General features: G+C 68.6%; 15 protein-coding genes and 4 pseudogenes. 8 read left to right on the forward strand and 11 right to left on the reverse strand.

Translation table 11 applies throughout. The features are described from left to right. Window positions 1-203: 203 nt before the first annotated feature. Entirely contained in the window at window positions 204-1,013 is an 810-nt protein-coding gene (locus ABZO29_RS29885; protein WP_367323264.1) for an IclR family transcriptional regulator, read from the reverse strand. 394 nt (window positions 1,014-1,407) lie between these two features. Between ABZO29_RS29885 and shiA (ABZO29_RS29890) the strand changes: the two genes are divergently transcribed. The 4 genes and pseudogenes from shiA (ABZO29_RS29890) (at window position 1,408) to ABZO29_RS29905 (ending at window position 5,858) form a co-directional block, all read left to right on the forward strand. Next, the gene (shiA, locus tag ABZO29_RS29890; protein WP_367323265.1) at window positions 1,408-2,766 is read left to right on the forward strand and encodes a shikimate transporter; all 1,359 of its coding nucleotides are present in this window, start codon (window positions 1,408-1,410) and stop codon (window positions 2,764-2,766) included. A 348-nt stretch (window positions 2,767-3,114) separates the two neighbouring features. Beyond that, entirely contained in the window at window positions 3,115-4,101 is a 987-nt protein-coding gene (locus ABZO29_RS29895; protein ID WP_367323266.1) for a zinc-binding dehydrogenase, read from the forward strand. Then, window positions 4,094-4,808 (forward strand): annotated as a pseudogene (locus tag ABZO29_RS29900) (sugar phosphate isomerase/epimerase family protein); the annotation flags it as partial. The gene ABZO29_RS29895 and the pseudogene ABZO29_RS29900, both read left to right, overlap by 8 nt. A gap of 534 nt (window positions 4,809-5,342) precedes the next feature. After that, a complete protein-coding gene (locus tag ABZO29_RS29905) occupies window positions 5,343-5,858 on the forward strand; it encodes a VOC family protein (protein WP_367326289.1) in 516 nt (171 codons plus the stop codon). 148 nt (window positions 5,859-6,006) lie between these two features. On the opposite strand, the gene shiA (ABZO29_RS29910) is transcribed toward ABZO29_RS29905, so the two are convergent. After that, complete coding sequence (shiA, locus tag ABZO29_RS29910; protein WP_367323267.1) at window positions 6,007-7,341, reverse strand: shikimate transporter; 1,335 nt, start codon at window positions 7,339-7,341, stop codon at window positions 6,007-6,009. A 414-nt stretch (window positions 7,342-7,755) separates the two neighbouring features. On the opposite strand from shiA (ABZO29_RS29910), the gene ABZO29_RS29915 reads away from it, so the two are divergent. Continuing rightward, on the forward strand, window positions 7,756-8,832 hold the full coding sequence (locus ABZO29_RS29915) for an esterase-like activity of phytase family protein (RefSeq protein ID WP_367323268.1): 1,077 nt from the start codon (window positions 7,756-7,758) through the stop codon (window positions 8,830-8,832). Between the two features lie 257 nt (window positions 8,833-9,089). Here ABZO29_RS29915 and ABZO29_RS29920 read toward each other — a convergent pair. The 9 genes and pseudogenes from ABZO29_RS29920 to ABZO29_RS29960 all read right to left on the reverse strand — a co-directional run. After that, window positions 9,090-9,551: pseudogene (locus ABZO29_RS29920) on the reverse strand (heterodisulfide reductase-related iron-sulfur binding cluster); the annotation flags it as partial. Beyond that, window positions 9,512-10,448 (reverse strand): annotated as a pseudogene (locus tag ABZO29_RS29925) (amidohydrolase). The pseudogenes ABZO29_RS29925 and ABZO29_RS29920, both read right to left, overlap by 40 nt. 11 nt (window positions 10,449-10,459) lie before the next feature. Beyond that, complete coding sequence (locus ABZO29_RS29930) at window positions 10,460-11,461, reverse strand: aldo/keto reductase (protein WP_367323269.1); 1,002 nt, start codon at window positions 11,459-11,461, stop codon at window positions 10,460-10,462. After that, window positions 11,458-11,700 (reverse strand): annotated as a pseudogene (locus ABZO29_RS29935) (SDR family oxidoreductase); the annotation flags it as partial. The gene ABZO29_RS29930 and the pseudogene ABZO29_RS29935, both read right to left, overlap by 4 nt. A 263-nt stretch (window positions 11,701-11,963) precedes the next feature. Continuing rightward, window positions 11,964-12,308 carry an L-rhamnose mutarotase gene (locus ABZO29_RS29940; RefSeq protein ID WP_367323270.1) on the reverse strand — a complete coding sequence of 115 codons (345 nt, stop codon included), beginning with the start codon at window positions 12,306-12,308 and terminating at the stop codon, window positions 11,964-11,966. 7 nt (window positions 12,309-12,315) lie between these two features. Continuing rightward, window positions 12,316-13,200 (reverse strand): carbohydrate ABC transporter permease, encoded by an 885-nt coding sequence (locus ABZO29_RS29945; protein WP_367326290.1) that lies wholly within the window; start codon window positions 13,198-13,200, stop codon window positions 12,316-12,318. Window positions 13,201-13,277: 77 nt separating this feature from the next. Beyond that, complete coding sequence (locus tag ABZO29_RS29950) at window positions 13,278-14,198, reverse strand: carbohydrate ABC transporter permease (protein ID WP_367323271.1); 921 nt, start codon at window positions 14,196-14,198, stop codon at window positions 13,278-13,280. Window positions 14,199-14,210: 12 nt separating this feature from the next. After that, the gene (locus ABZO29_RS29955) at window positions 14,211-15,578 is read right to left on the reverse strand and encodes an ABC transporter substrate-binding protein (protein WP_367323272.1); all 1,368 of its coding nucleotides are present in this window, start codon (window positions 15,576-15,578) and stop codon (window positions 14,211-14,213) included. Window positions 15,579-15,726: 148 nt separating this feature from the next. Beyond that, window positions 15,727-16,842 (reverse strand): enolase C-terminal domain-like protein, encoded by a 1,116-nt coding sequence (locus tag ABZO29_RS29960; protein ID WP_367323273.1) that lies wholly within the window; start codon window positions 16,840-16,842, stop codon window positions 15,727-15,729. Between the two features lie 126 nt (window positions 16,843-16,968). Between ABZO29_RS29960 and ABZO29_RS29965 the strand changes: the two genes are divergently transcribed. From ABZO29_RS29965 to ABZO29_RS29975, 3 genes are all read left to right on the forward strand, one after another. Then, window positions 16,969-17,733, forward strand: coding sequence for a FadR/GntR family transcriptional regulator (locus tag ABZO29_RS29965; protein ID WP_367323274.1), 765 nt, complete (start codon window positions 16,969-16,971; stop codon window positions 17,731-17,733). Between the two features lie 221 nt (window positions 17,734-17,954). Continuing rightward, entirely contained in the window at window positions 17,955-21,113 is a 3,159-nt protein-coding gene (locus ABZO29_RS29970) for a DUF1349 domain-containing protein (protein WP_367323275.1), read from the forward strand. A 295-nt stretch (window positions 21,114-21,408) separates the two neighbouring features. Next, entirely contained in the window at window positions 21,409-24,507 is a 3,099-nt protein-coding gene (locus ABZO29_RS29975; protein ID WP_367323276.1) for an RICIN domain-containing protein, read from the forward strand. The last annotated feature ends 509 nt before the right edge of the window (window positions 24,508-25,016 follow it).

The raw sequence follows: 25,016 nt of genomic DNA on the forward strand, positions 1-25,016 counted from the left end.
GCTCGAAACTGCGCTGGATCGCTGACCTGCAGTAATGCATTGGCCAGGACGGACATGGTGCGGGCTGCGCCGTTCCATCCGCTTGCCCCGGACTGTGAGGACTCTTTGCCCGGTTGTCGTCCTGCCCGGCCTTCCAGTCCCGTGCCCGTTGTCGTCCTGCCCGGCCTTCCGGTCCCGGCGGGATCCGCCGATGTCCGGACCGGTCAGGTCGTCCTGCTCTGGCGTCCGCCGCCGAGCGGTCGTGTGAAGCCCTGGTCGGAGATGAGGCGTGCCGCGTCCGTCAGTTCGGCGGCGAAGCGTTCGATGGCGTCGTAGGGGAAGCGGTGGTTGGGGCCGCTGACGGACAGGGAGGCGATGACGGCGCCGGAGGCGCTGGTGATCGGGACGGCGACGGCGGTGAGACCCTCGTCCCACTCGCTGTTGCTGACGGCGTAGCCCCGCCGCGCGGCTTCCTGCGCCGAGGTGCGCAGCCGGTCCGCGTACGTCTCGTCGTGGGAGGAGGCGAGGGCGAGTCGGCGCAGCAGGGTGTCGGGGGCGTCGCGCAGCAGGATCTTCGAGGATGCGCCCGCCCACAGCGGCTGCTCCTCGCCCACGTCGACGACGTGGCGCAGCGGGTGGGGGCTCTCCTCGTGGGCCACGCAGACGCGGTGGAGGTCGCGGGGGACAAAGATGTTGACCGTCTCGCCCAGCCGGTCCGCCAGGTCGCGCATCACCTTGCGGGTGGCGCGGGGGATCTCCCACTGGCCCCGAGCGAGGTAGGCCCAGCGCCACAGGCCGGGGCCGGCGATGTAACCGCCGCCGTCCGACCACAGCAGGCCGCTCTCCTCCAGCGTCTGTACCAGGCGCAGCACCGTGGTCTTCGGCAGACCGGTGGTTTCGGTGATCCCACGCAGCGTGATGAGCGGCCGTTCCTCGCTGAGTAGACCGAGAATGTCCAGAGCGCGCCGCACACTGCGGACCCCGGTGCCGTTCGGCTCCTTCTCCGAGTCGGCCCCTGCGCCGCTGCTCGCCACTCTTCAGCCTCCTCTGCCGGTTGCCCACAGGAGCGTACCTGGTGCCGCATGTCTGCCGCGTCCTTGTCCCCGACGGTAGTCCGTTGTGTGGACCGTAGGAACCCGAAGTGCGTTCGAAATCCTGCGGTAACTCTTGCCTGCGGACCATCAGGGCCGTATCTTCCCGCCAATCGGTCCATTCGATCCATCTAGCGGATCAGATGATCTCGGGCATCGCCTTCACGCCAGGCGGGCTCCGGTGTCGGTCGACGGCAGGCTCCCCACCCCGGAGCATGCGCCGTTCGACCCGACAGCCGAACGTACGGCAGTCGCCTGTCCTCGTGTCCACCCGTCTCTTCTCGAGCCGCGCCCTCCGGCCGGCCGGTGAACCGCAGCATCCAATGGAGTGTGTGAGTTGAGCAGCATCCCCAGCACGGCAGCAGGCGCCGGGACCACGAATCCCGGTGCGGCAAAGAGAGCGGCCCTGGCCGGCTTCATGGGGGCGGTCGTCGACTGGTACGACTTCTTCCTCTACGGCATCGTCGCCGGCCTCCTCTTCAACGAACTGTTCTTCCCCGACGTCAGCCCGGCCGTGGGCACCCTGGCCGCCTGGGCCACGTTCGGTGTCGGCTTCCTGTTCCGTCCGCTGGGAGGCATCGTCTTCGGTCACTTCGGGGACCGGCTGGGCCGCAAGAAGATGCTCGTCCTGACCATGCTGATCATGGGACTGGCGAGCACGCTCATCGGTGTGCTGCCCACCCATGCGCAGGCCGGCCTGTGGGCTCCGTTCCTGCTGGTGGTGCTGCGGGCGGCCCAGGGCTTCGCGGTCGGCGGCGAGTGGGGCGGTGCCGCGCTGATGGCCGTGGAGAGCGCGCCCGCGAAATGGCGCTCGCTGTACAGCAGCGGCGTCCAGGTGGGTGCCTCGGTCGGCCTGTTGCTCGCCACCTTGTTCACGAAGATCACTTCCGGCTCGCTGTCCGACGCGGCCTTCCGCTCCTGGGGCTGGCGCGTTCCCTTCCTGGTCAGCGCGGTCATCGTGATCATCGGTCTCATCGTGCGGGCGAAGGTGGAGGAGTCCGAGGTCTTCACCAAGGAGGTCGCCGCACGCGAACAGGGCGGCAGGCCGCGCCTGCCCCTCGTCGCCGCCGTCAAGTCGAACCCCAAGGGTTTCTTCGCCATCATCGGTCTGCGCCTGGTGGAGCTGTTCACCTTCTACGGCGTGACCAACTTCGCCCTCAGCTACGGCACGGCCGAGTTCGGCCTGGACCGCGACAGCCTCCTCGACGTCAACCTCGCGGTCGGCGCGCTGGCGATCGTCACGATTCCGGCGTTCGCCTACCTCGCCGACCGCTACAACCGCCGCTCGGTCTATGTGTGGGGTGCCGCGCTGGGCATCGCAGGGTCCGTCCCCTTCTTCTGGGCCATGGAGTCCGGCTCCATGGTGCTGATCATCGTGTGCGGGGTGCTCCTGGTGAACGGCGCCCACGACATGGCCGTCGCCGTGCAGCAGTCCCTGTTCACCGAGATGTTCGGCCCGGAGTACCGCTACAGCGGCGCCGGCGTCGGCTACCAGCTCGCCAGTGTCGTCGGCGGCGGCTTCACGCCCTTCGTTCTCAGCTCCCTGGTGCTCTGGGCGGACGGCGGCTGGTACCTCGTCGCCGGCTACTTCACTCTCGGTTGCCTCATCTCCCTCGTCGTTGCCCTGCGGATGGGCGGCGGACGGGACCGGGTTCCCGTCGCGACCCCGGAGGAGTCCCTGACGGAGACCGTCTGACCGGCGGATCGCCTCGCACGGCCCGTCGACGCACGACCCGTCGACGGGCCGTCGGCTCCGCCCGGGTGACGGCCGCCTGACGGACCGTCCCGTCAGGCGACGGTCGCGCCTCTTTCCGCACCGCGGAGCCCGTCATGCCTCGGGAGTTCCTCAGCCGCCGTACGTCCCTTGCCGGGCGCGTACGGCGGCGCTGTTTCGCGCCTCTGACGCAGACCGCCCGCGCCATGTGCCGCCGACCCCGGGCCGGCCCCTCTTGTGGGTACTGCGGACACCACCCTCTGGTAAAACCGCTCTTCGGATCGTATGGTCCATTAACCGGACCACGGTGGGAGATTCAGGGAGAAGATGATGAGAGCAGCAGTTCTCACGGGCACCTGTCGCATAGAGACGGTGGAGGACTGGCCCGAGCCGTCCTGCGGACCGCACGACGTGGTCGTGGCGGTGGGCGGAGTCGGACTGTGCGGCACCGACCTCGCCGTCTTCCACGGCAAGCGCCGTCCCCCCGCAATGCCGTGGGTGATGGGGCACGAGGGCTTCGGCCGTATCGTCGCCGCGGGGGCCGAGGTGCGGGACCGCACGGTCGGACAGACGGTGGTCGTCGAGCCCAACTACGCCTGCCTGAAGTGTGTCGACTGTCTCCGCGGCCTGACCTCTGCCTGCCCTCACCGCGCCATCGTGGGCCTCAACGCCCCCGGCGTCCTCGCCGAACGGATCGCGCTCCCCGGGCAGTTCGCCCACCCCGTCCCCGACGCCCTGTCCGGCGCCGACCTCGCCAGCGCCGAGCCGTACACCGTCGCCCGGTCCGCCGTACGGCGCAGCGGGGTCACTGCGGGGGATCGCTGCCTCGTCGTCGGAGCCGGGGCGCAGGGCCTGCTGGTCTGCCTCATCCTCGCCCGCCTCGGCGCATGGCCGGTGGTCGTGGAGCCGCATCCGCAGCGCGCTGCCCGTGCTCAGCGTCTCGGCGCACTCGCCGACGACGGACGTACCGGATTCAGCTTCGTCTTCGAGACGTCCGGCCACGCACCCGCGCTGCGCCCCGCCCTGGATCGGGCGGCGCCCGGCGCCACCGTGGTGCTGGTCGGCCTCAATGCCGACCCCCTCCCCCTCACCACCGACGACCTGGTACGCCGCCAGTTGGTGATCAGGGGCTCCATGATCTACGACCATCCCCACGACTTCGCCGATGCCATGGCCGAACTCGGCAGTGCCCGGCCCGGACGTGCCGTCGACTGCCGGTACCCGCTGGAGCAGGCCCAGGAAGCCTTCGCCGGAGCAGGCCGACGGGCCGGCAAGACCTGGATCAGCCTCGGAGGGTTCGGAGGCGCGGATGCGTAAGTCCATCGCCACCGTCTGCCTGAGCGGCTCGCTGAGCGAGAAGCTCACCGCCGCCGCACGCGCGGGCTTCCACGGCGTGGAGATCTTCGAGAACGACCTGCTCGCCAGCCGACTGAGCCCCGAACAGGTCCGCGAGCGCGCGGCCGACCTGGGACTGGCCATCGAGCTCTACCAACCGATGCGCGACATCGAGGCCGTCTCCCGCGAACAGTTCGCCCGCAATCTGCGCCGCGCCGAGCGCAAGTTCGAGGTCATGCGCCGACTCGGTGCCGATCTGCTGCTGGTGTGCTCCAACAATCTCCGGGCACACCGTGGACGACGACGCACTCGCCGCCGAGCAGCTGCGCCTCCTGGCCGAACGCGCCCACGGACACGGCATCCGCGTCGCCTACGAGGCGCTCGCCTGGGGACGGCATGTCAGCACCTATGACCACGCCTGGCGCATCGTCCAGAAGGCGGACCACCCGGCCCTCGGCGTCTGCCTGGACAGTTTTCACATCCTCTCCCGCGGCTCGGACCCCACCGGCATCCAGCGGATCCCCGCGGGGAAGATCTTCTTTCTCCAGCTGGCCGATGCTCCTGTCCTGGCCATGGACGTACTGCAGTGGAGCCGCCACCACCGCTGCTTCCCCGGTCAGGGTGGGCTCGATGTGGCCGGCCTGGTCCGTCACGTGGTCAACGCCGGCTACCGGGGCCCGCTGTCCCTCGAGGTCTTCAACGACGTCTTCCGCCAGTCCGAGGCGGGCCCCACCGCCACCGACGCCCTGCGCTCCCTCATCGCGTTGGAGAAGCGCGCGGGCATCTGCGCGCCATCAGCCACGGTCACGCAGCCCTCCGGCATCGCCTTCGCCGAAATCGCCAGTCCGGACCCACAACCCGTGACCGCGACTCTGAGTGCCCTCGGATTCCGACGCACCAGGAATCAGGCAGCGGGAAACCGGGCGGAGCTGTGGGAGTCGAACGACGCCCGAGTCCTGGTCGACAGCGGCTCCGCCACCCGACGCGACGGCACTTCGCTGACCGGCATCGGGCTGCGCAGCCCCGACCCCGACGCGCTCGTCGACCGCGCCGCGTCCCTGCTGGTACCCGTTCCGGCCGGGCGCGGGGAGCGGGATGTCTCATCGCACGCCATCAGCGCCCCGGACGGCGGGAAGCTGTTCCTGTGCGCCACCGACGACCGTGCGACCGGGGCTTGCGAGGCCAGGACCGGCGCAACCGGCGCACTTCTCGGCGTCGACCACGTGGCGCTCACCCACACCGGCGCCCAGTTCGACCAGGCGGTCCTCTTTCACCGCAGCGTGCTCGGGCTGCAACCGCACGAGAGCGTGGAGGTGGCCGACCCCTACGGGCTGCTGCGCAGCCGGGCGCTCTCCAACGACGACGGCCGTCTGCGCCTCGTACTGAACCTGGCGCCTGCCTCCGACGGCGACGAGCACCCGACGCAGCACATCGCGTTCGTCACCGACGACATCCTGGCCGCCGCCCGCCGGTTCCGGGCCGCGGGTGCCGAACCGCTGGCGATCCCCGCCAACTATCACGACGATCTCGACGCCCGCTACGACCTGGACCCGGCAGAGCTGGCCGCCTACCGGGAGTTCGGCATCCTGTACGACCGCGACGAACACGGCGGCGAGTTCCACCACTTCTACACCGCGACTGTCGGACGGGTCTTCTTCGAAGTCGTCCAGCGCAGCGGAGGCTACGACGGCTACGGCGCCGCCAACGCCTACATCCGTCTTGCCGCTCAGCGCAGTTGAAGGCGGCGGGTCGGGGAGGAAGGCAGGAGCGACGTATGAGCGAGCGCCGATGGTGAGTGCTGCCTGCGCTGCCGGTAGGGATCTCGATGATCAACCAGGTCCGTCCCCGGACACCGGGGACGGACCCCCGGTGGGAGGACCTCCTCCCTCATCTGACCACCGGACGAACTGGCGGTGGGGCGGACTCGGGAGTGTTCGGTCGGCTGGGGTGCCCGGTGTGCAGGTTGAGGGCGACCGTGAAGGATATGCCGCATCCGATCAGGAGATACAGGGCGACAGGGACCCAGCTGCCCTGCGCCCACAGCACGAGGGTGCCGGCGATGAGGGGGGTGAAGCCTCCACCGATGACGCTGGCGAGCTGATAGCCGACGCCTGCGCCGCTGTACCGGAAGTCGCTGCCGAACATGTCGGTGAACAGGGGTTGCTGGACCGCGACGGCCAGGTCGTGGGCGCCGTTGACGAGCAGGATCGCGGTGACCAGGACCAGGATCGTCGAGCCGGACTGCAGAGCCGTGAAGAAGGGCAGGGCGCCGACGATGCCGAGACCCGCACCCCAGAGGTAGACGGAGCGGGGGTTGTAGCGGTCCGCGAGGTAGGCGAAGGCGGGGATGGTGACAAGGGCCAGCGAGCCGAGCACCAGATTGATGTCGAGCAGCGCGTCGCGGCTCAGACCGAATTCCTCGGTGCCGTAGCTGAGGGCGAAGGTGGTCACGCAGTAGAAGCTGAGCAGTTCGACGAAGCGCAGGCCGACGATGGCCAGGAAGCCGGAGGGGTGAGCCTTGACCGCGGCGACCAGCGGCAGCCGCAGGCGCGGGGAGCGGGCGGCGGTGCGCTCGGTGAAGGCACGCGATTCGGGGACGGCTGCCCGCACGACGAGGCCGACGACGACGATGGCGGCGCTGGCGAGGAAGGGAACCCGCCATCCCCACGCGCGGAAGTCCTGTTCGGGAAGGTGGGTGGACGTGAACCGGACGGCCGCGGTGGCCAGCAGCAGTCCGACCGAGGCGCCGATCTGTACGCCGCTGCTGTAGAGGGAGCGCCATTTGCGGGGTGCGTTCTCCACCGCCATGAGCGCGGCACCGCCCCACTCGCCGCCCACCGCGAAGCCCTGTGCGGCGCGCAGGACGACGAGGAGGACCGGAGCCCAGACCCCGATGTCGTCGTACGTGGGCAGGACGCCGATCAGAGTGGAGGAGAGGCCCATGACGAGCATGGTCAGGATCAGCATCCGCTTGCGGCCCACTCGGTCTCCGAAGTGACCGAAGACGATGCCGCCGAGGGGGCGGAAGAGAAAGCCGACACCGAAGGTGGACCAGGCGGCGAGGGTGGCGACGGAGGGGTCGGCGTCGGGGAAGAACAAGTCGTCGAACAGGAGGCCGGCGACGATCCCGTAGAGGAAGAAGTCGTACCAGTCGGCTACGGCCCCGACGAAACTGGCGATGGCTGCCCCCGCGCCGGGGCCGGATCTGGATCTGCGACTCATGCCAACCTCCGTGGCGACAGGTGGTGGAAAGACCCCGTGGGGGCAAGGGCCTGGGTTCCGTTGAGGTCCACAGCGATCCGCTCTGTGGATCACATGTTCCGGACCGCAGTGAAATTACGCGGTGCTTCGGGCGCAGGCAAGGGTTTGGGGCGGAGAGATGGACCGCTCTGCGGATCTCTCGATCCTTTCAATGGACCCAAAGAGGGAGACATTCGGCCGCCCAGGCGGTAGGTTGACGTTTTGTTGAGCCCGGGTGGTGCTCGGCCGTTCGTCGTGTCTGGGCAGGGAGCTTCCGCCTGGCGTGGCCTGGCCGTGGCGACCTGGGCGACGTGCCGTCGTGGATGTTGGTCGAGGACGCCCAGCGGAAACGGAGCCTCCGGGGCGGACGTCCCTCAGTCTTTGTGTCAGAGGAGTATGCGCATGCGCCCACTTGTGTCGATCGCCGCTGCACTGGTCATGAGCATGACTGGGTGTCTCGCTGTCGCCCAGGCGTCCCAGCAGCCTGCGTCCCCTCGTCTCCCGTCCTCGCCGACGCATGACTGTTCCGACCTGGTCAGCATCCGGGCCTTCTCCGACGACCTCGACAAGAAGACCCTGGACGGCGTCTACGTCGGCAACCTGTCCGCCCTCGGCGTCGACCGGGGCGGCCGGATCACCGCGGTGTCCGACGAGTCGTACGTGTTCTCGCTCGACGTGCGAGAACACGCCGACTCACTGACCGCCGATGCGGTGGCAGTGACGGCCCTCACCGACCTGAACGGTGGGGCGCCGGACTCCGAGGGCCTGGCCATCGACCAGGACGGCACCCGGCTCGTCAGCTCGGAGACCGAACCTTCCGTGACCCGCTACGACCGCGACGGCACGGCCTTCGAGGCACTGCCCGTGCCGTTCCCCCTTGCCGTGGCACCGACAGGCCGCGCCGTGCGCAATCAGACCTTCGAAGGGCTGGCACTCCAGCCTGGCGGGAGAACCCTGATCGCCTCCATGGAGGGCGCCCTCTCCGGAGACGAAGCCGGCGTGGTCCGCTTCCAGACATGGCACCGTGCGGGCCTGGGCGAACCGTTCGCGACCGGCGCCCAGTACGGCTACGAGGCTGATGCGGGCCTCGGGGTGGTGGAGTTGGCGGCCGCCGGGAACGGTCGGCTCCTTGTTCTGGAACGCGGCTTCACCGCAGGTGTCGGCAACACCGTCCGGCTGTATCTGGCCGACCTGAGCCGGGCCGAGGACGTGAGCGCAACCGAGAGGATCGCCACAGACGGTGCGGTCCGCCTGGCTCGCAAGGCACTGCTGGCCGATCTCGTCGACTGTCCGCCCCTCGGCGCCACGGCCGAGCAGCCCCAGCCCAACCCGCTGCTGGACAACATCGAAGGCCTCACCGTGGTCGGCCGCACAGCCCACGGACGTCTGCGTGTCCTGCTGGTCAGCGACGACAACGAGCGGGAGTCGCAGATCACTCGCCTGTACTCCCTCGAGGTTCGCCTTCCTCGCTGAGCACCCCAGGAGAGTGCCTGCCGAGCCGTCGGGCGCGGCCTCATCGCTGGTGTCGGCAACCCGCTCCGGCTGTATCCGGCCGCCGTCGGATGCATGCCACTCCGCTGCCGGCTCGGCCCACCGCTACGAACGGGACGACCAGCTGGGTGCTCTCCGTCGGCGGCGTCGCCCTGCGTTCTTCGGGGCTGGTGACGGTTCTTCCCACCGAGTCAGTAGTGGTATCGAGCCTGGACGATGATCAACTCATCGTCGGTAGGCTTGTACGGCCGGTCGCCGACCCGCAGCATGCGCAGGGAGTGGCAGGTCGGGTGGTAGGTGACCCGGTGCGGGAAGTGGGCGCCGACGTCGGTGACGTCGAGCACGTCGACGAGGAGTTCCGACAGCTCGTACACCGTCGGCACCACCCGCTCGACCGCCTCGGTGAGCGCGGGGTCCCCCAACTGGGCGGCCACTACGCGGTGGTGGTCGCGCACCATGCCCGCGCACGAGCCGGAAGGGGTGACCACGGCGTCGTAACCCGCGAAGACCTTCGCGAAACGGCGCACCATGGGCAGAGTCCCGGGGCGGTGGCCGGTGTTGAAGTGCATCTGGCCGCAGGAGGTCTGGCCCTGCGGGAACTCCACGGTGTGGCCGAGCCGGTCCAGCAGTTCGGTCACCGCGCGGCCGGTGCGGGGAAACATCATGTCGTTGAAACAGGTGATGAACAGAGCTCTGCGCATGGTGCTTCCTGAGCGGCCGGGGAGCCGATGACGGTCAGGCCGTAGGTCCGCAGAGCGGTTCCGGTGAAGACCTCACGGCGTTCGGTGAGGTGGAGTGCGGCCGTCAACTCCCTTGCTGTTGCGACTACTTCGGCGTAGGTGGCGGCCAGTCGACAGACGGGCCAGTCGGAGCCGAACATCAGCCGCCGCGGGCCGAAGGCGTCCAGCACCGTGTCCGCGTACGGCCGGAGGTCCTCGACGCTCCACCGGTCCCAGTCGGCCTCGGTCACCATGCCGGAGAGCTTGCAGACGGTGTTGGGCAGTGCGGCCAGCAGGCGCACCGCGCCCGCCCACGGCCGCAGCTCGCCCGAGGCGATGGGAGGCTTGCCCGCGTGATCGAGTACGAACGTGAGGCCGGGAAGCAGGCGGCCTCACGGTCTCATACGCGGCCGCGAGCTGGTGGGGCCTGACGACCAGGTCGTACACGAGCCCCGCCTCGGCCACCGCGGCGAGCCCACGCAGCACGTCGGGCCGCATCAGCCAGCGAGGATCGGATTCGCCTTGTACCTGGTGGCGGATGCCCACCAGGTACTCACCTCCCGGCCCCTCCCGCAGCGCCGCGAGCGCGCGGGTGACATCAGGGGAGGTCAGGTCGGTCCAGCCCACGACGCCGGCCACCAGGTCGCTGCCCTGGGCCAACGCCAGGAACTCGGGTGTCTCCTCCGGCCCGTCGATCGTCTGGACCAGGACGGTCGCCGTGACGCCGGCGGCCCGGGCCTCGGACTCCAGATCGGCGAGCAGGAAGTCGCGGCGCAGCAGGGCGAGTTCCTGTCCGGTGATCCAGTCCTGGTCGCGGACGGAGAGGTCCCACACGTGGTGGTGTGCGTCGATGACGCCCTCAGCGGTGCTCGTCTCCATGGCGGTCACCCTCACGACTCCGGTGCGGCGGCGGGGACGGGGGCGTGCGGGGGCAGCAGCTCCTCGGCACGTAGTTCGTCCCAGAGCGCGGCCGGTACCGTTCGCCGCATCTGGTCCACCGTGTCCCGGACCTCCTGGGCGGAACGCGCACCGGACAGCACGCTCGCGACCGCCGGATGGCCGAGCGGGAAGCGCAGAGCGGCTGCGCGCAGCGGTACGCCGTGGCGGTCGGCGACCGCTTTCATGCGCAGCGCCCGGTCCAGTACATGTGGCGGGGTGGGCGCGTAGTCGTACATGGCCCCGGGTTTGGGGTCGGTGAGCAGACCCGAGTTGAACACCCCGCCCACGATGACACTCCTGCCGCGGGCGGCGGCCTCCGGCAGTACCTCCGCCAGTCCCTCCTGCTCCAGGAGGGTGTAGCGGCCGGCGAGCAGCACGACGTCGATGTCGGTCTCGCGCAGGAAGCGGGCGGGGAGCGCGCACTGGTTGACGCCGAGGCCGATCACCTTGACGACGCCTTCGGCGCGCAGCCGTTCCAACGCCGGGTAGGCCTCGGTGAGGGCCTGCTCGGCGTGGTCGTCGGGGTCGTGGAGCAGGGCGATGTCCACCCGGTCCAGGCCGAGGCGGTCCAGGCTCGATTCCAGGGAGCGCAGCACTCCGTCGGAGCTGAAGTCCCAGACCCGGCGGTGGGTTTCGGGCACGGCGAAGCCCTGGGCGAGATCGTTGCCGTGGCTGCCTTCGGGGTTGGGTTCGAGCAGCCGTCCGACCTTGGTGGAGACGGTATATGTATCGCGGTCGCGGTCGCGCAGCGCGGCACCCAGGCGTCGCTCGGACAGCCCGAGCCCGTAGTGCGGGGCGGTGTCGAAGGTGCGTACGCCCGCGTCCCAGGCCGCCTCCACCGCGGCGGACGCGGCCTCGTCGGAGACCGGGCGGAAGAGGTTGCCGATGCCGGCGGCCCCGAACGACAGCTCGGTGACCCTGACACCGGTTCCGCCCAGCGTGGTCGTTCTCATGAGCCGGCCGCCGGGCGCAGCCGGAACCCCTGCACGCCACCGTCGACGGCGAGGGCGATGCCGGTGACGGAGGCCGCGGCGGGGCTCGCCAGGTAGACCACGGCCGCTGCCACCTCGTCCGCGGTGACCAGGCGGCCCAGGGGCTGGCGTGCGTCGAGGGCTGCGCGTTCCGCCTCCGGGTCGTCGGCGGCGTCCAGGAGCCGGGTCACCCAGGGTGTGTCGGCGGTGCCGGGGTTGACCGTCTCGGCGGCGTGGTCGCGGTAGTTCAGGCCGACGCAGACGATCTTGCCAGGGTGGGCGAGAGGGGCACCGATCCGCAGACCGTCCGGGTCCAGCTCGGGCAGACTCCCCGCCACGACCTCCGCCCGGGCCCGGTCGACACCGTCCGAGGCGAGGAAGGCGCCGTCGATGTCGGAGGTCACGGGGGACAGGCCGAGCAGCCGGCCGTCCTCGGTGCGGACGGCGGGACGCTCCTCGCCGGGCGCGCCGACTCGTAGAAGTTTCACCGGGCGTCTCCTTGCGATGGGTGCAGATGCCAGATCTCGGTCAGGTCGGACCAGCTGCCCCCGGTGCCGGTGTCGGCCCAGGCCTCCTGGCAGGGGTCGGTGAGCTTCCACCAGGCCTGGGTGGTCGCGTCGGTGCCGATCGCGGCCATGTCGGCCTCGAAGTCGTCGCCGTGGTACTCGAAGTAGGCGAACAGCGTGTCCTCGCGCAGGAAGATGCTGTAGTTGCGGATGTTCGCGGCCCGCAGCGCGGCCTCGACGCCCGGCCAGACCGCGGAGTGCAGCCGCAGATACAGCTCACGGTGTTCGGGCCGCAGGCGGATCGTCTGGGCAATCCGTTTCATCTGTGCCTCACTCCTTGGTCGCGCCGGCGAGCATGCCGGCCACGAGGGCGCGCTGGGAGAAGAGGAAGACGATCAGCACGGGGACGATGGTGACCAGGGTGGCCAGGGCCAGTTCGGGCCGCATGATCTGGTTGCCGGTGCCGCTGGAGGTGTTGAACAGCGGCGAGGCGGCGAGCAGGTTGTTCAGCCCCACCTGCGCCGGATACTGCGAGCTGTCGGGGAGCATCACGAACGGCAGGAAGAAGTTGTTCCAGTTGCCGACGAAGTTGAAGAACCCGACCAGGGCGATCACCGGCTTGGCCAGCGGCATCGCGACGAGACGGAAGACCTGCCACTCCGAGCAGCCGTCGATCCGCGCGGCGGACAGCAGGTCGGCGGGGACGTTGGAGGAGAAGTAGATGTAGGTCAGGTAGACCCCGAACGGGAAGAAGGAGAAGGGCAGGATCACCGACCAGATCGTGCCGTCCAGGTGCACGGCGTTCATCCCCAGGTACAGGGGAAGCACCATCGCGGCCGTCGGCATGAGCATCACGAGCATGGTGATGGTCAACAGCATCCGGCGCCCGATGAACTGAGTGAGAGCCAGCGCGTACCCGGCGGGGATCGATGTCACCAGCGTGATGGCCAGTGCGCCGAACGTGTAGAGCGCCGAGTTCTTCAGCCAGGTGAGGATGGCGCCTTCCTGGAAGGCGTGGAGATGGTGCCAGGCGTCGGCGATCGCGGTGGGGGAGCCGAAGGAGAACGGGTTGTCCCGCACGATCTGGCCGTCGGTCTTGGTCGTGGCCAGCAGGAGCCACACCACCGGCACACAGAAGAACAGCACAGCCAGGGCCATGACGATGAGCCAGGCCAGCCGGGCGGCCAGTGAGCGTGGGCGGCGCGTCCGGTGCATGGGCTTCCTCGGGCTGGTGCGGGCGCCGGCGGTACGGGGCGGCGGGGTTCGGCGGGCTGTGGTCGTGGGAGCCGTGGTCATCGTTCGTCCCTGTCGAACAGGCCGGTACGGAAGACGACGAGCGCCGCACAGGCCAGGCCAAGGATGAGGAGGTCGACGGAGAGCGCCGCCGCGCCGTTGAAGTCGCCCGCCTGGAAGGCGTACTGGTAGGACAGCTGGTTCGGTGACCAGCTGTCGGGGATCATGCCCCAGCTGGCGAGGGAGACCAGTTGCGGCTCGACGAAGAGCTGGGTGCCGGCCGCGAAGGCCAGGATCAGCATGTACGCGATCCACTTGGTGATCATGGGGATCTGGATGCGCAGGGCGATCTGGAGCGTGCTGGCGCCGTCGATGCGGGCGGCCTCCAGGATTTCGTCCGGGATGCTGTTGAGCGCGCCGTACATGACCACGATCCAGCCGCCGGCCCCGGTCCAGAAGGCGATGACGGTGAAGAGAACCGGCAGGTGGCCGGGGGCGTTGACCTGGGCGAGGGTGTTCCAGCCGAAGCCCTTGAGCAGCCAGCCGACGGGACTGGCGGCCGGGTCGAGGAGGATCAGGAAGAGCAGTACGCTCGCCACCCCGGCGAGGGCACCCGGCAGGTAGAAGAGGAACCTCAGGGTGGTGGAGGCCCTGCGCATGCGGCCGTGCAGCATCAGGGAGAGCAGCACCACCAGGATCATCAGGCTGGCCAGCCAGATCACCAGGTACAGGCCGATGTGGAGGAAGGCCGGCCCGAAGCGGTAGTCGGTGAACGTCCGGGTGAAGTTGCCGATCCCGACGAGCTGGTTGCGGGAGTTGGACACTGCCAGCCACACCGCGTAACCGGTGGGCAGGACGCCGAAGGCGAGCAGGAGGAGGACGTAGCCGGAGACGAAGACGTAACCGGCGCGTCCGACCGGGTTGCGGGCCGAGCGGCCGCCGCGGCGGCCGCTCCGCTCCGTTGCGAGGTGGGTGGTCATCGGTCCGCTTCGCTAGTTGACGGTGTATCCGAGGGATTTGGCCTTGTCGGTGATGGCCGTCTGCCAGGTGCCCAGGGTGTCGGTGAGGGTCTTGCCCGAGTTCAGGGCCGGGACCACGGTGGAGGAGTAGATCGCTTCCTGGCTGTACTGGGTGGCGGACCAGCCGGGCCAGATGAGTTCCGCCGCCTCCTGGAAGACCGGGCCGACGTCCTGGGCGAAGTAGCCGGTCTTCTTCTGGCCGGCGAGCCAGGCGACGGCTGCCTCCTTGTACGCGGGGTACGTGCCCGCGGTGGCCTGGTACTCGTTGGAGGTCGTCATCCAGGTGACCAGGTCGGCGGACGCCTTGAGGTTCTTGCTGTGGGAGGAGACGAACCACAGCCCGCCGCCGACGTTGCCGGTGTAGTTCTTGGCGTCGCCCTCGAACTTCAGCGGCGAGGCGGCGGCGATCTGCCCCTTGGGGATCTTGAAGGTGGAGTTGAAGAGCACCTGGCCGTACCAGGAAGGGCCGGGGAGCATGAGGACCTTGCTCGCCTGGTTCTTGACGAAGCCGGCGCTGAAGACGGTGTCCTTGGACACCGAGCCCTTGGCGATCAGGCTGTCGAGCAGCTTGGCCATCCGGGTGCACTTGGCGTCCTGCAGGTCGACCTTGACCTTCTTGGCGTCGGTCACTGTGCCGGCAGGGCACTGGCTCGCCCAGAAGTACACCTCGGGACTCCATGCGTCCCCGGCGGTTCCGACCAGGTAACCGGGGTGCTCCTCGGCGACCTTCTTGCCGAGTGCCTCGTACTCCTCCCAGGTGGTCGGCACGGAGTAGCCGAACTTCTTCATGAGCGCCTTGTTGTACCAGAGCACGTTCTGCGCCAGGTCGTTGCGCAGGCAGTAGGTGGTGCCGTTGAAGGTGCAGGGGCCCAGCGAGCCGTGCGCGAAGCCCTTCAGCGTGGACTCGGGGATCAGGCCCTTGTCGACGGGCGCCGCATAGGGGGTCTTGCCCTGGGAGGCCCAGGTGCCGTCGTTGACGTTGGCGCTGAAGGCGACGTCGGGCCAGCCGCTTCCGGTCCGGTCGAACAGCTGGACCTTGGTTTGCAGGTCATTGGCGCCGTTGGCGTCTCCGCTGTACGTGACGATCTTGATCTTCACGTCCGGGTGTGCCTTCTGATAGGCCTGCACGCCGGGGACTCGGGCGGCGTCCGCCCAGACCGTGATCTGGCTTCCTTCCTCCTGCTTCACAGGCTTGAAGGTCGCGGGGGAGGAGGACGTCCCGGCGGCTGCGGGATCCGCGCTGCCGCAGGCGGCGAGCGCGAGAAGGGAGACGGCGCCCAGGGCCGCACCGGCAACGCGTCTGACCTGGCGGCGGGAGGTGACGGGAACGTCGTTGTTCATGACTGACCTCATGTCTGCGTTCTGCGGGGATCCGCGGGATGTCGGCGCAAGCACCGGAGAGGGTGAGGGGAGGTGTGGAGGGATCAGGTACCGAAGGCGTGGAGGGTCGGGTACGGGGCGATCGTGAGAGTGGGGTGGACTGGGCGGATCAGGCCTTCGGCGGCGTCAAGGTCTCCTTGTCGACAAACCGCTGAAGGACGGGGGGGTAGTCCAGGCCGGCGGGCAGAGCCACGCCGGGCCCGGTGGGGGCGTGGACGAGTCCTTGGGCGTCGATGCCGCTCTCGCGGCTGATGGGATTGCCCATGACCAGGGACTCGTAGTAGGTGGTGTTCGAGATGGCCATGCACAGGTGTCGGTTGGGGATCTCCGGCCCGTGCACCTCGGCGCGCAGCCGGTAGGCGTCGGCGAGGTGGGCGGTGCGCATGGCGCCGGTGAAGCCGCCGCGCAGTTGGGTGGAGGCGCGGACGCCGAAGGTGGCGGCGCCGGCCTGGATGAAGTCGGCCGAGTTCATGTGGGCCCCGTCGGAGGTCTCGGCCACCAGCAGGGGTACCGCCACCGCGTCGGAGAGGCGCTTGTACGCGGTGATGCTGAACTCCCGGATCGGCTCCTCGTACCAGAGGTAATCCGCGTCGGACAAGGCGTGTCCGAGGTAGATCGCGTCGGGGAGGTCGAATCCGGCGGACCCGTCGAACATCAGGGGGATCGCGTCCCCCACGTGTTCCCGCAGGGCCACCGACAGCCTGGCGTCGCGGCGTGCGTCGCCCCAGGCGTGCAGCTTGATGGCAGGGTATCCGAGCTCCAGGGCCTGGTCGGCGATGTCCAGGTACGCCTCCACCGAGGAGTAGGTGACGGTCGAGGCGTAGGCGGGGATCGAGGTGCGGAAACCGCCCAGCATCTGCCAGGTGGGCCGGTCCGCGAGCCTGCCGGCCAGGTCCCACAGCGCGGTGTCGACGAGGCCGAGCAGGTAGAGGGGCAGCTCCTCGGTGCGGTCCAGCTCCCACATGCGATGCCACAGCCATTCCCGCTGCAGCGGGTCCTGGCCCACGAGCTCCTTGCGCAGGAAGCGGTCCAGCAGGTCCGCCAGGATGACGGCGCTGCCCCGGCGGGGGGCCATCGCGACGCCCTCGGCCCCTTCGTCGGTGCAGATCCGCAGCACCGCGGCCTCGCCGTCCGGCGGGCTGCCCAGCAACCCGTCACGCCAGACGAACGGCGGACTGGCGCCCGGAATCCGGACCGGATAGCTCTCCACATCGGCAATGCGCACGGTCGTTACCCCTTGCAGTGGCAGCTACTGCTGCGAAATTTTCGTGTAACGTAAGTCGTCATACGAATGCTGTCAAGGTGTGCGGAGCGTAGAATCAGCGATCGTCCACACCGGTGAGGGGGCCCTATGGCGAAGAGCGGTCGAAGCGGCGTCGAGGATCCGTCGGCCCTGAAACCCTGGCCCAGGCGCCCGGCGCGGCTGGCCCATGCCGTGGTGGAGTCCCTCACCGACAGCATCGTCTCGGGTGCCATCCCTCCCGGCTCCACCTTGCCGGTCGAACCCGAACTGTGCGAGACGTTCGGCGTCAGCCGCATCACGATCCGTGAGGCGGTCAAGTCGCTGGAGGCCAAGGGGCTGGTTCGGGCCCGGCAGGGTTCCGGCACCACGGTCACACAGTCCGAGGAGTGGAATCTCCTGGATCCTGTCGTGCTGGCGGCCACCGTCCAGCACGACGACGAACTCGTCGTGCTGGACCAGCTTGTCGGCGTGCGTTCGGCTCTTGAGGCGCAGATGGCGGCCCAGGCCGCCGAGCTCGCCACCGATGACGATCTCCGGGAGGTCGAGAGGCTGCTCGGCCGCCTCGACGAGGAGATCGCCACTCCCGCCCGGTTCGTCGAGACCGATGTGCTCTTCCATGACCGGATCATGCAGGCGTCCCGGAACAGGCTGGGTCGTTCCATCATCCGGACCGTCCACACCCAGGCCCGCAGTACGTTCCTGTACACCGGCACTCCTGACGGCCACGCCTGCGAGCTGGCGAACGCCGAGCACCGCCGGATCGCCGAGCGGCTTCTGGCCCGCGATCCCCAGGGCGCAGCGCAGGCCATGACGGCCCATATCGAAGCGGCCTGGAGCCGCCGCCGTATCCCGCACCCCGGTCTCACCGGTTGAGCGCATCCCGGCCCTTGCGTGCGCCGGAACCCGCCCCCGAGCTGTCAGCCGGGGGCGGGTTTCTTTCGTGGTGCAGTCTATTTCTGCGCCCTGTATTGACAGCATACGTATGACGACTAACGTTACGTCGCCGTATCACCTCCGCAATCGCCGCAGGGCCGTATCCCCCTGAGTGGGAGGACGCCCCGCGCGTGCCCTCTCGCACCTTCGGAAGGTCTCAGATGCGCCCAACCCGCTCCCGCGCCGCGCTGCGTGACCGGCTCAGACCATGTCTGGCCGCACTCGCGCTCCTCACCGCCTCTGCCGGGGCCGTCGTCGCGCAGGCCGTGCCCGCGTCCGCCGCCACTTCCGCGACGCTCCATGTGTCCCCCAACGGCACCGGTACGGCCTGCTCGACCAGCCAGCCGTGCTCCCTCACCCAGGCCAAGACCAACGTCCGGGCCATGAACAACTCCATGACGGGGGACATCGTCGTGGAGGTCGCCGACGGCACGTACCGGCTGACGGCCCCCCTCACCTTCACCGCGGCGGACTCCGGCACCGGCGGTTACTCGGTGGTCTGGAAGGCCGCGCTGGGCGCCCGTCCGGTCATCACCGGCGCGCAGCGGGCCACGGGCTGGACGCTGCACGACTCGGCGAAGAACATCTGGCAGGCCGGCGTCGGGACCGGGTTCGACACCCGGCAGCTGTACGTCGACGGCGTCCTGGCGACCAGGGCCCGCTCCTCGATCAGCCGCGCCGACCTGACCGCGACCACCAGCGGCTACACCTTCACCAACACCGCGCTGAACTACCTCAACAACCTGGCCACTCCGAGCCGCACCGAGATCCACGGCATCGGATCCTTCACCGACCGCTACGCCCCGGTGTCCGGCATCAGCAACGGCACCATCACCATGGAGCAGCCGGCCTGGGACGACAACACCTTTGGCTACGACACCCTGACCAAGCCCTTCCGGTCGGCAGCGCTCTACATCGAGAACGCCTACGAACTCCTCGACGCGGCCGGCGAGTGGTACCTCGACACGAGCTCCGGCACCCTGTACTACAAGCCGCTCGCGGGGCAGAACATGAGCACCGCGGACGTCGAGGTGCCGAAGCTGGAGTCGCTCGTCGACGTCGGGGGGAGCTATGCCTCTCCCGCCACCCACATCACGTTCTCAGGGCTGCAGTTCTCGGGCACCAGCTGGCTGGGCCCCAGCACTCACGGCTACGCCAGCCAGCAGACCGGCGCGTACCTCACCGGTACCTGGGACCGTCCCTCCGACGCGCTGACCTCCTGCCAGGGCGGCTGCCCGCTCTTCGAGGCGACCCGCCCTCACTGGGACCAGATGCCGGCCGCCGTCCAGGTGTCGGCCGCCGACCACATCACCTTCACCGGCAACCGGTTCACGCAACTCGGGCAGGTGGGCCTCGGCATCGGCCAGGACGCCAACGCCCACGCCACCGGGGTCGGCCTCGGTGCCGACACCGTCACCGCCACCGGCAACGTCTTCACCCAGGACGCGGGCGGAGGCATCGTCGTCGGCGGGCTCCAGGCGGACGCGCATCACCCCAGTGACAGCCGGATGACCAACAAGAACATCACGCTGAGCAACAACCTCATCCACGACGTGGCGATCGACTACCGGGACATGTCGGCCATCCTGGCCACCTACGTCAACGGCGCGACCATCTCGCACAACGAGGTGTACAACCTGCCCTACTCGGGGCTGACCATCGGTTACGGCTGGGGCGTCAACGACCCGGGCGGCAGCCAGGACTACGTGAACCGCGGTCTGTACGACTACCAGCCCGTCTATACGACCCCCACCACCGCCGCGAACAACCACATCACCGACAACTACCTGCACGACATCATGCAGCAGATGAACGACGGCGGTTGTCTGTACACCCTGTCGGCGTCGCCGGGCAGCACCTTCGAACGCAACTACTGCCACAGCAACAACAACTACTACGGCTTCTACCACGACGAGGGATCCAGGAACTTCACGGACACCAACAACGTCTTCCGCAACGTGGGCCGGTGGGCCCACCAGAACGGCAGCTCCACCAACAACACCGGTGCCCTCACCCTCCAGGACAACTGGTCGACCACGCCCTCGACCAACGTCTTCGACGGTGGCCGCGGCGATGTGGTGAGCGGCACGGTGGTGGTCTCCGACGGCAACTGGCCCTCCGGCGCCCGCACGGTCATGGACAACGCGGGCATCCAGCCCCAGTACCGGCCCCTGACCACGGACCCTGTCACGGCCCCCTACAGCAGCTATTCCTCCACTCCCGCCTTGACCGGCCAGAGCGGCGGTAGCTTCACCGTCACCGACGCGGGAGCCGACATCTGGGGTGCCGGCGGACAGCACGACGACGCCTACGGCACCGCCTACCTGGCGAACTCCGCTGTCGCCGGCACCTCGGTGATCGCGCGGGTCGACAACATCGACAACACCAACGGCTGGGCCAAGGCGGGCGTCGTCCTGCGCAACAGCCTCACCGGCAACGGCTCTTCCCCGGGATACGTGGTCGCCGCGGCGACCCCGAGCCACGGCGTGTGCTTCCAGTGGGACTCCACCGCGGACGGCTACCTGGACCAGTTGTCGTGTACGTCCTCGACGGTCAAGGCGCCGGTGTGGGTGCGGCTCACCCGCACGGCCACCCAGGTGTCCGCCTTCTATTCCACCGACGGATCCAGCTTCACGCAGATCGGCTCGGCGGTCACCCTGCCGTCCATGGCCGCCACTCAGGACGCCGGTGTCATCCACAGCGCCCACAGCACCACCGTCGGCAGCGCGGCCTTCAGCAACCTGCGGATCGTCACCTCGCCCTTCAAGGCCTACGGCTCCATCCCGGCCGCGGTGGGCCAGAGCCAGGGAGTGACCTCCCTGACCAACGCGGGCATCGACGTATGGGCCACGAGCGCGCTGCACGACGACGACTACTCCGCGGCCTACCAGTCGGGCGTGGCGGGAACGTCGTCGACCGTCACCGTCCATGTCGACAGCCAGGACAACACCAATGCCTGGGGCAAGGCCGGCCTGATGCTGCGCAACGACATCACCGGCACCGGCTCCTCCACCGGATACGTCGTCCTCGTCGCCACGCCGGGCAAGGGCATCACGTTGTCGTCGGACTCCGACAGTGACGGCTACCTCGACTCCAACACCACCAAGACCGGCACTGCCGCCATCGCCCCGGTCTGGCTCCGCCTGGTCAGGAACGGCGACTCGGTCACCGGCTCCTTCTCGGCCAACGGGACCACCTGGACCACGGTGGGTACGGCGACGCTGACCGGTGCGAACAGCGCCTTGGACGCGGGCATGTTCTTCAGTGCTCACGGCGGAGCGCCCGGCACCGCGAAGTTCAGCCAGTTCTCCGTGAGCTGACGAAGCGGATCTGAGTGACCGTTGGCGGATCCCGCCACCGGTCACTCAGTTCTTCCGAGGACTGCCCGTGCCGGGCAGGCTCCCACGCCGCGTCCCTGACGAGGGAAGCTCGCACCGCTTCTGTCGCTGCGAAGTCACCCCCGATCCGCGAGGTTGTGCCGCTCACCGACGCTCCTGAGCCCTCGGGACGCTCGAGGCCGGACGCTGAAGATCCACGTCAACCGCACTGACAACACCCCCGGAGCCGCCACATGAACACTTTCCCGACCGTCCGCACCAGCAGGAGGGGGAGACGATGAAGCCCGTCACCTCCACCATCCGCAAGCTGTCAGCAGTGCTTGCGACGGCTCTCCCCGCGGTGCTGCTGACCTCCCTCACGACGCCGACCCCGGCCTCGGCCGCCACCCAGGCGACGTACTACGTCGCCCCCAACGGCAGCGACACCAACGCCGGGACGATTACGGCACCGTTCAAGACCCTGCAGCACGCCCGGGACGTCGTGCGCACGGTGAACAACAACATGACCGGGGACATCAACGTCCTTCTCCGCGGCGGCACCTACCCGGTGAGCAGCACGATCAACTTCACCTCGGCCGACTCCGGCACCAACGGGCACCAGATCGTGTACGCCGCCTACCCGGGCGAGAAGCCGGTCCTGGACGGGGGCGTTCAGCTGTCCGGCTGGACCCAGCACAGCGGGAACATCTGGAAGGCCACCCTCAACCGCGACAACAAGCTCCGCGCCCTCTACGTCAACGGCAAGCGCGCCCAGATGGCCTCGAAGACGATCAACACGGCCGGATGCTACGGGACCTACACCGTCACGGCCGGCCAGGCTCCCTGGGCCTGGGAGTCGGGTTCGCAGTGCGACGGGGCCAAGTACAGCCTCTCCGACCTGCCGGCCATCGCGTCCAACCAGGACGACGTCGAGATCGTGTCGGCCACGACCTGGACCACGGCCATCGTGGGCGTCCGTCAGATCACCACGAGCTCGGACGGCGCCAACCGCGTGGCCCTGTTCCAGCAGCCGGGTGCGGCCATCGCCCAGGCAGCGCCGTACGGCCCGTTCAAAGTCGGTGGCAGTCATACGTTCATGAACGCGTACGAGTTCTTGGACAAGCCGGGCGAGTTCTACTTCAACAAGACCACCCACACGCTGTACTACTACAAGTCCAGCTCCGAGGACATGACCACGGCGAAGGTCTTCGCGCCGAACAGCGTGTCCACTCTCCTCAAGATCGCCGGCACGTCGAGGACCGACCACGCGCGGAACATCACGTTCTCCGGGCTCACGGTCGAGCACTCCGACTGGAACCTGGTCAATGTCGCTGGCTCCGTCTTCCGGCAGAGTCAGCAGGGCAACACCGTCTCGACCGTGTACGCGAGGAAGAACTTCCACGCCTACACCTACCGCAACGTCGACCTGCCGCCGGGCATCATCCAGATCGAGAACGCCGACGGCATCACCCTGCGGCGCAACACGGTGCAGCACACGGGCGCCGACGGAATCACCCTGGCCAACGACGTGACCGACTCGCAGCTGACCGGCAACGTCACGAATGACATAGCCGGCTCCGCGATCACCGTGGGGCACCCCCAGCACGTGTACATCGGGGACTACACCTCGACCAACAACGAGAAGTACCCGGTGAACGTCGAGGGAGTCTGCAAGAACATCTCGATCACGAACAACTACCTCTACGAAAGCGGGGCGTTGTTCGAGGCCTCCAGCCCCGTGTCGGCGTACTTCGTGGACTCCCTGTCCGTGGAGCACAACCGGATCGAGAAGTCCCCGTGGGCGGGCATCACGCTCGGCTGGGGATGGTGGAACTTCGACGGTTCGACGAACTCCATCAATCCCGGGAACCCGACCACCACGGCGAAGAACAACACCATCAGGTACAACCAGCTCCTCGACACGATGCAGGTGCTCGGCGACTCCGCTCCCATCTACACGCTGGGCAGCCAGCCGGGAACGGAGATCAGCGGCAACTACATCAAGGGCGTCCCTGCCGGCCACAAGTACGGCCTGCACCCCGATGAAGGCTCCGCCTTCATCAACTACCACGACAACGTGTTCGACGTCGACCCGGGCCTGGCGTACACCGTCAACTCCGGCACCTGGGGCCGGCAGCACGACCTGAGCATCACCAACAACTACGGCACCGTCAACAAGATCGCCGGCAGGAACGTCCCGAACAGCACGATCCAGGACGTGCGGGGGTACGGGGACAACGTGTGGCCGTCGCAGGCGTACAGCATCGCCCTGAACGCGGGTCTGGAGGACGCCTACAAGAACCTCGTCCCCCAGAGCAGAGTGGCTCTCCAGGACTACACCCTGCCCGCGAGCACGTTCGCCGGCACGGGCGTGATGACCATTCCGGTGCGCAGCCCCGCAGACGCGACCAAGACGCTCTGGCTGGCTCCCTCCGGTACGACGACGTTCGCCGCCGGTCCCACCATGACCAGCGCGAGCGGCACCTCGACGAGCATCAGAGTCCCGCAGGCGGTGGGTGACTACCGGCTCTACGTCGTGGACGCCCAGGGGAACGCGTCCGCCGCGTCGAACGCCCTCGTGCGGCAGCGCTGGAACCACGTCGACGACAAGGCCGCGGGCGTGACCTACTCCGGGACCTGGTCGAACTGGAACGACACGAGGGACATGAACGGGTCCGAGAAGGTCACGAGCACCGCGGGCAACTACGCCGAGTTCTCGTTCACCGGCTCGGGCGTGCGGTACCTCAGCATGACGCAGCCGAACATGGGCAAGGTGGACGTCTACATCGACGGCACCCTGACCCAGGCGGGCATCGACGCCTACGCCCCGACGGTGACGAAGCAGGTGCCGCTGTTCGAGAAGACAAACCTGGCCGCGGGCCCGCACACGATCAGGGTGGTGTGCACCGGGACGAAGAACACCGCCTCCTCCAGCACCGTCTGCGCGGTGGACGCGTTCGCCTCCATCCAGTTCCCCGCGACGAACGCCAACTACAAGATGGTCAACAAGAGCAGCAACAAGGCGGTCGATGTGTCAGGCGGATCGCTGACCGCCGGAGCCAACATCATCCAGTGGACCGACACCGGAGCCGGGAACCAGAACTGGCGCTTCGTCCCTGTGGGTGACGGCAGTTACAAGGTCGTCAGCCGGAACAGTGCCCTGCTCATGGACGTCAGCGGTGCTTCCACCGCGGACGGCGCGTCCATCATCCAGTCGTCCGACACCAACGCCGCGAACCAGCACTGGACACTGGTCGCCACCGGAACCGGCTACTACAAGATCAAGAACGTGAACAGCGACAAGGTGCTCGACGTGTCCTCGGGAGGCACTCAACTCGTCCAGACGACGGACACGAACGCCGACAGCCAGCTGTGGAAGGTGGTGAACGTGGACTGATCCGGTACGCCACCACGTACCGCGCACCCTGCCCGGCAGCCCCAGTGAGCTGCCGGGCGGGGTGTCTTCTGCTCCGGGGCCTGTCTCAGGCCGGGGCTGTGCCCTCTACTACGGCATCACCAGCACGTTCGGGTACTCGCCCGGCGTGGCCGTGCTGCACTCGAAGGACCTGGTCAACTGGCGCACTCGGTGGCGCGGTGGGTGATCTCACCCGTATCGGGCCGGAGTTGAACTGGGACCGGATGAACCGCTACGGCCGTGGTGTGTGGGCCGGGGCCCTCCGCTATCACGCGGGCCGGTACTGGGTGTACTTCAACACCCCCGACGAGGGCTTCTTCATGACGTCGGCCCCCTCGCCGGCCGGGCCGTGGGATCCGCTGACGGCGGTATGGCGGACCTCCGGCAGGGCTACCTGGTCGCCACGCACTACTCGGACAGCTACAAGATCAACCTGTTCAATCTGTCCGCGGACGGCAAGTCGCTGGACTCCAAAAGACACGGCTGAGCGT

Source organism: Streptomyces sp. HUAS ZL42 (assembly GCF_040782645.1).
Taxonomy (GTDB): domain Bacteria; phylum Actinomycetota; class Actinomycetes; order Streptomycetales; family Streptomycetaceae; genus Streptomyces.

Bases quoted from the DNA above. Each gene is read 5' to 3' on its own strand.
- ABZO29_RS29975 (WP_367323276.1), top strand. From the start codon at position 21,409: ATGAAGCCCGTCACCTCCACCATCCGCAAGCTGTCAGCAGTGCTTGCG.
- ABZO29_RS29895 (WP_367323266.1), top strand. From the start codon at position 3,115: ATGAGAGCAGCAGTTCTCACGGGCACCTGTCGCATAGAGACGGTGGAG.
- ABZO29_RS29955 (WP_367323272.1), bottom strand. From the start codon at position 15,578: ATGAACAACGACGTTCCCGTCACCTCCCGCCGCCAGGTCAGACGCGTT.
- shiA (WP_367323267.1), bottom strand. From the start codon at position 7,341: ATGAGTCGCAGATCCAGATCCGGCCCCGGCGCGGGGGCAGCCATCGCC.
- ABZO29_RS29945 (WP_367326290.1), bottom strand. From the start codon at position 13,200: ATGCACCGGACGCGCCGCCCACGCTCACTGGCCGCCCGGCTGGCCTGG.
- ABZO29_RS29930 (WP_367323269.1), bottom strand. From the start codon at position 11,461: ATGAGAACGACCACGCTGGGCGGAACCGGTGTCAGGGTCACCGAGCTG.
- ABZO29_RS29915 (WP_367323268.1), top strand. From the start codon at position 7,756: ATGCGCATGCGCCCACTTGTGTCGATCGCCGCTGCACTGGTCATGAGC.
- ABZO29_RS29940 (WP_367323270.1), bottom strand. From the start codon at position 12,308: ATGAAACGGATTGCCCAGACGATCCGCCTGCGGCCCGAACACCGTGAG.
- ABZO29_RS29950 (WP_367323271.1), bottom strand. From the start codon at position 14,198: ATGACCACCCACCTCGCAACGGAGCGGAGCGGCCGCCGCGGCGGCCGC.
- ABZO29_RS29970 (WP_367323275.1), top strand. From the start codon at position 17,955: ATGCGCCCAACCCGCTCCCGCGCCGCGCTGCGTGACCGGCTCAGACCA.
- ABZO29_RS29965 (WP_367323274.1), top strand. From the start codon at position 16,969: ATGGCGAAGAGCGGTCGAAGCGGCGTCGAGGATCCGTCGGCCCTGAAA.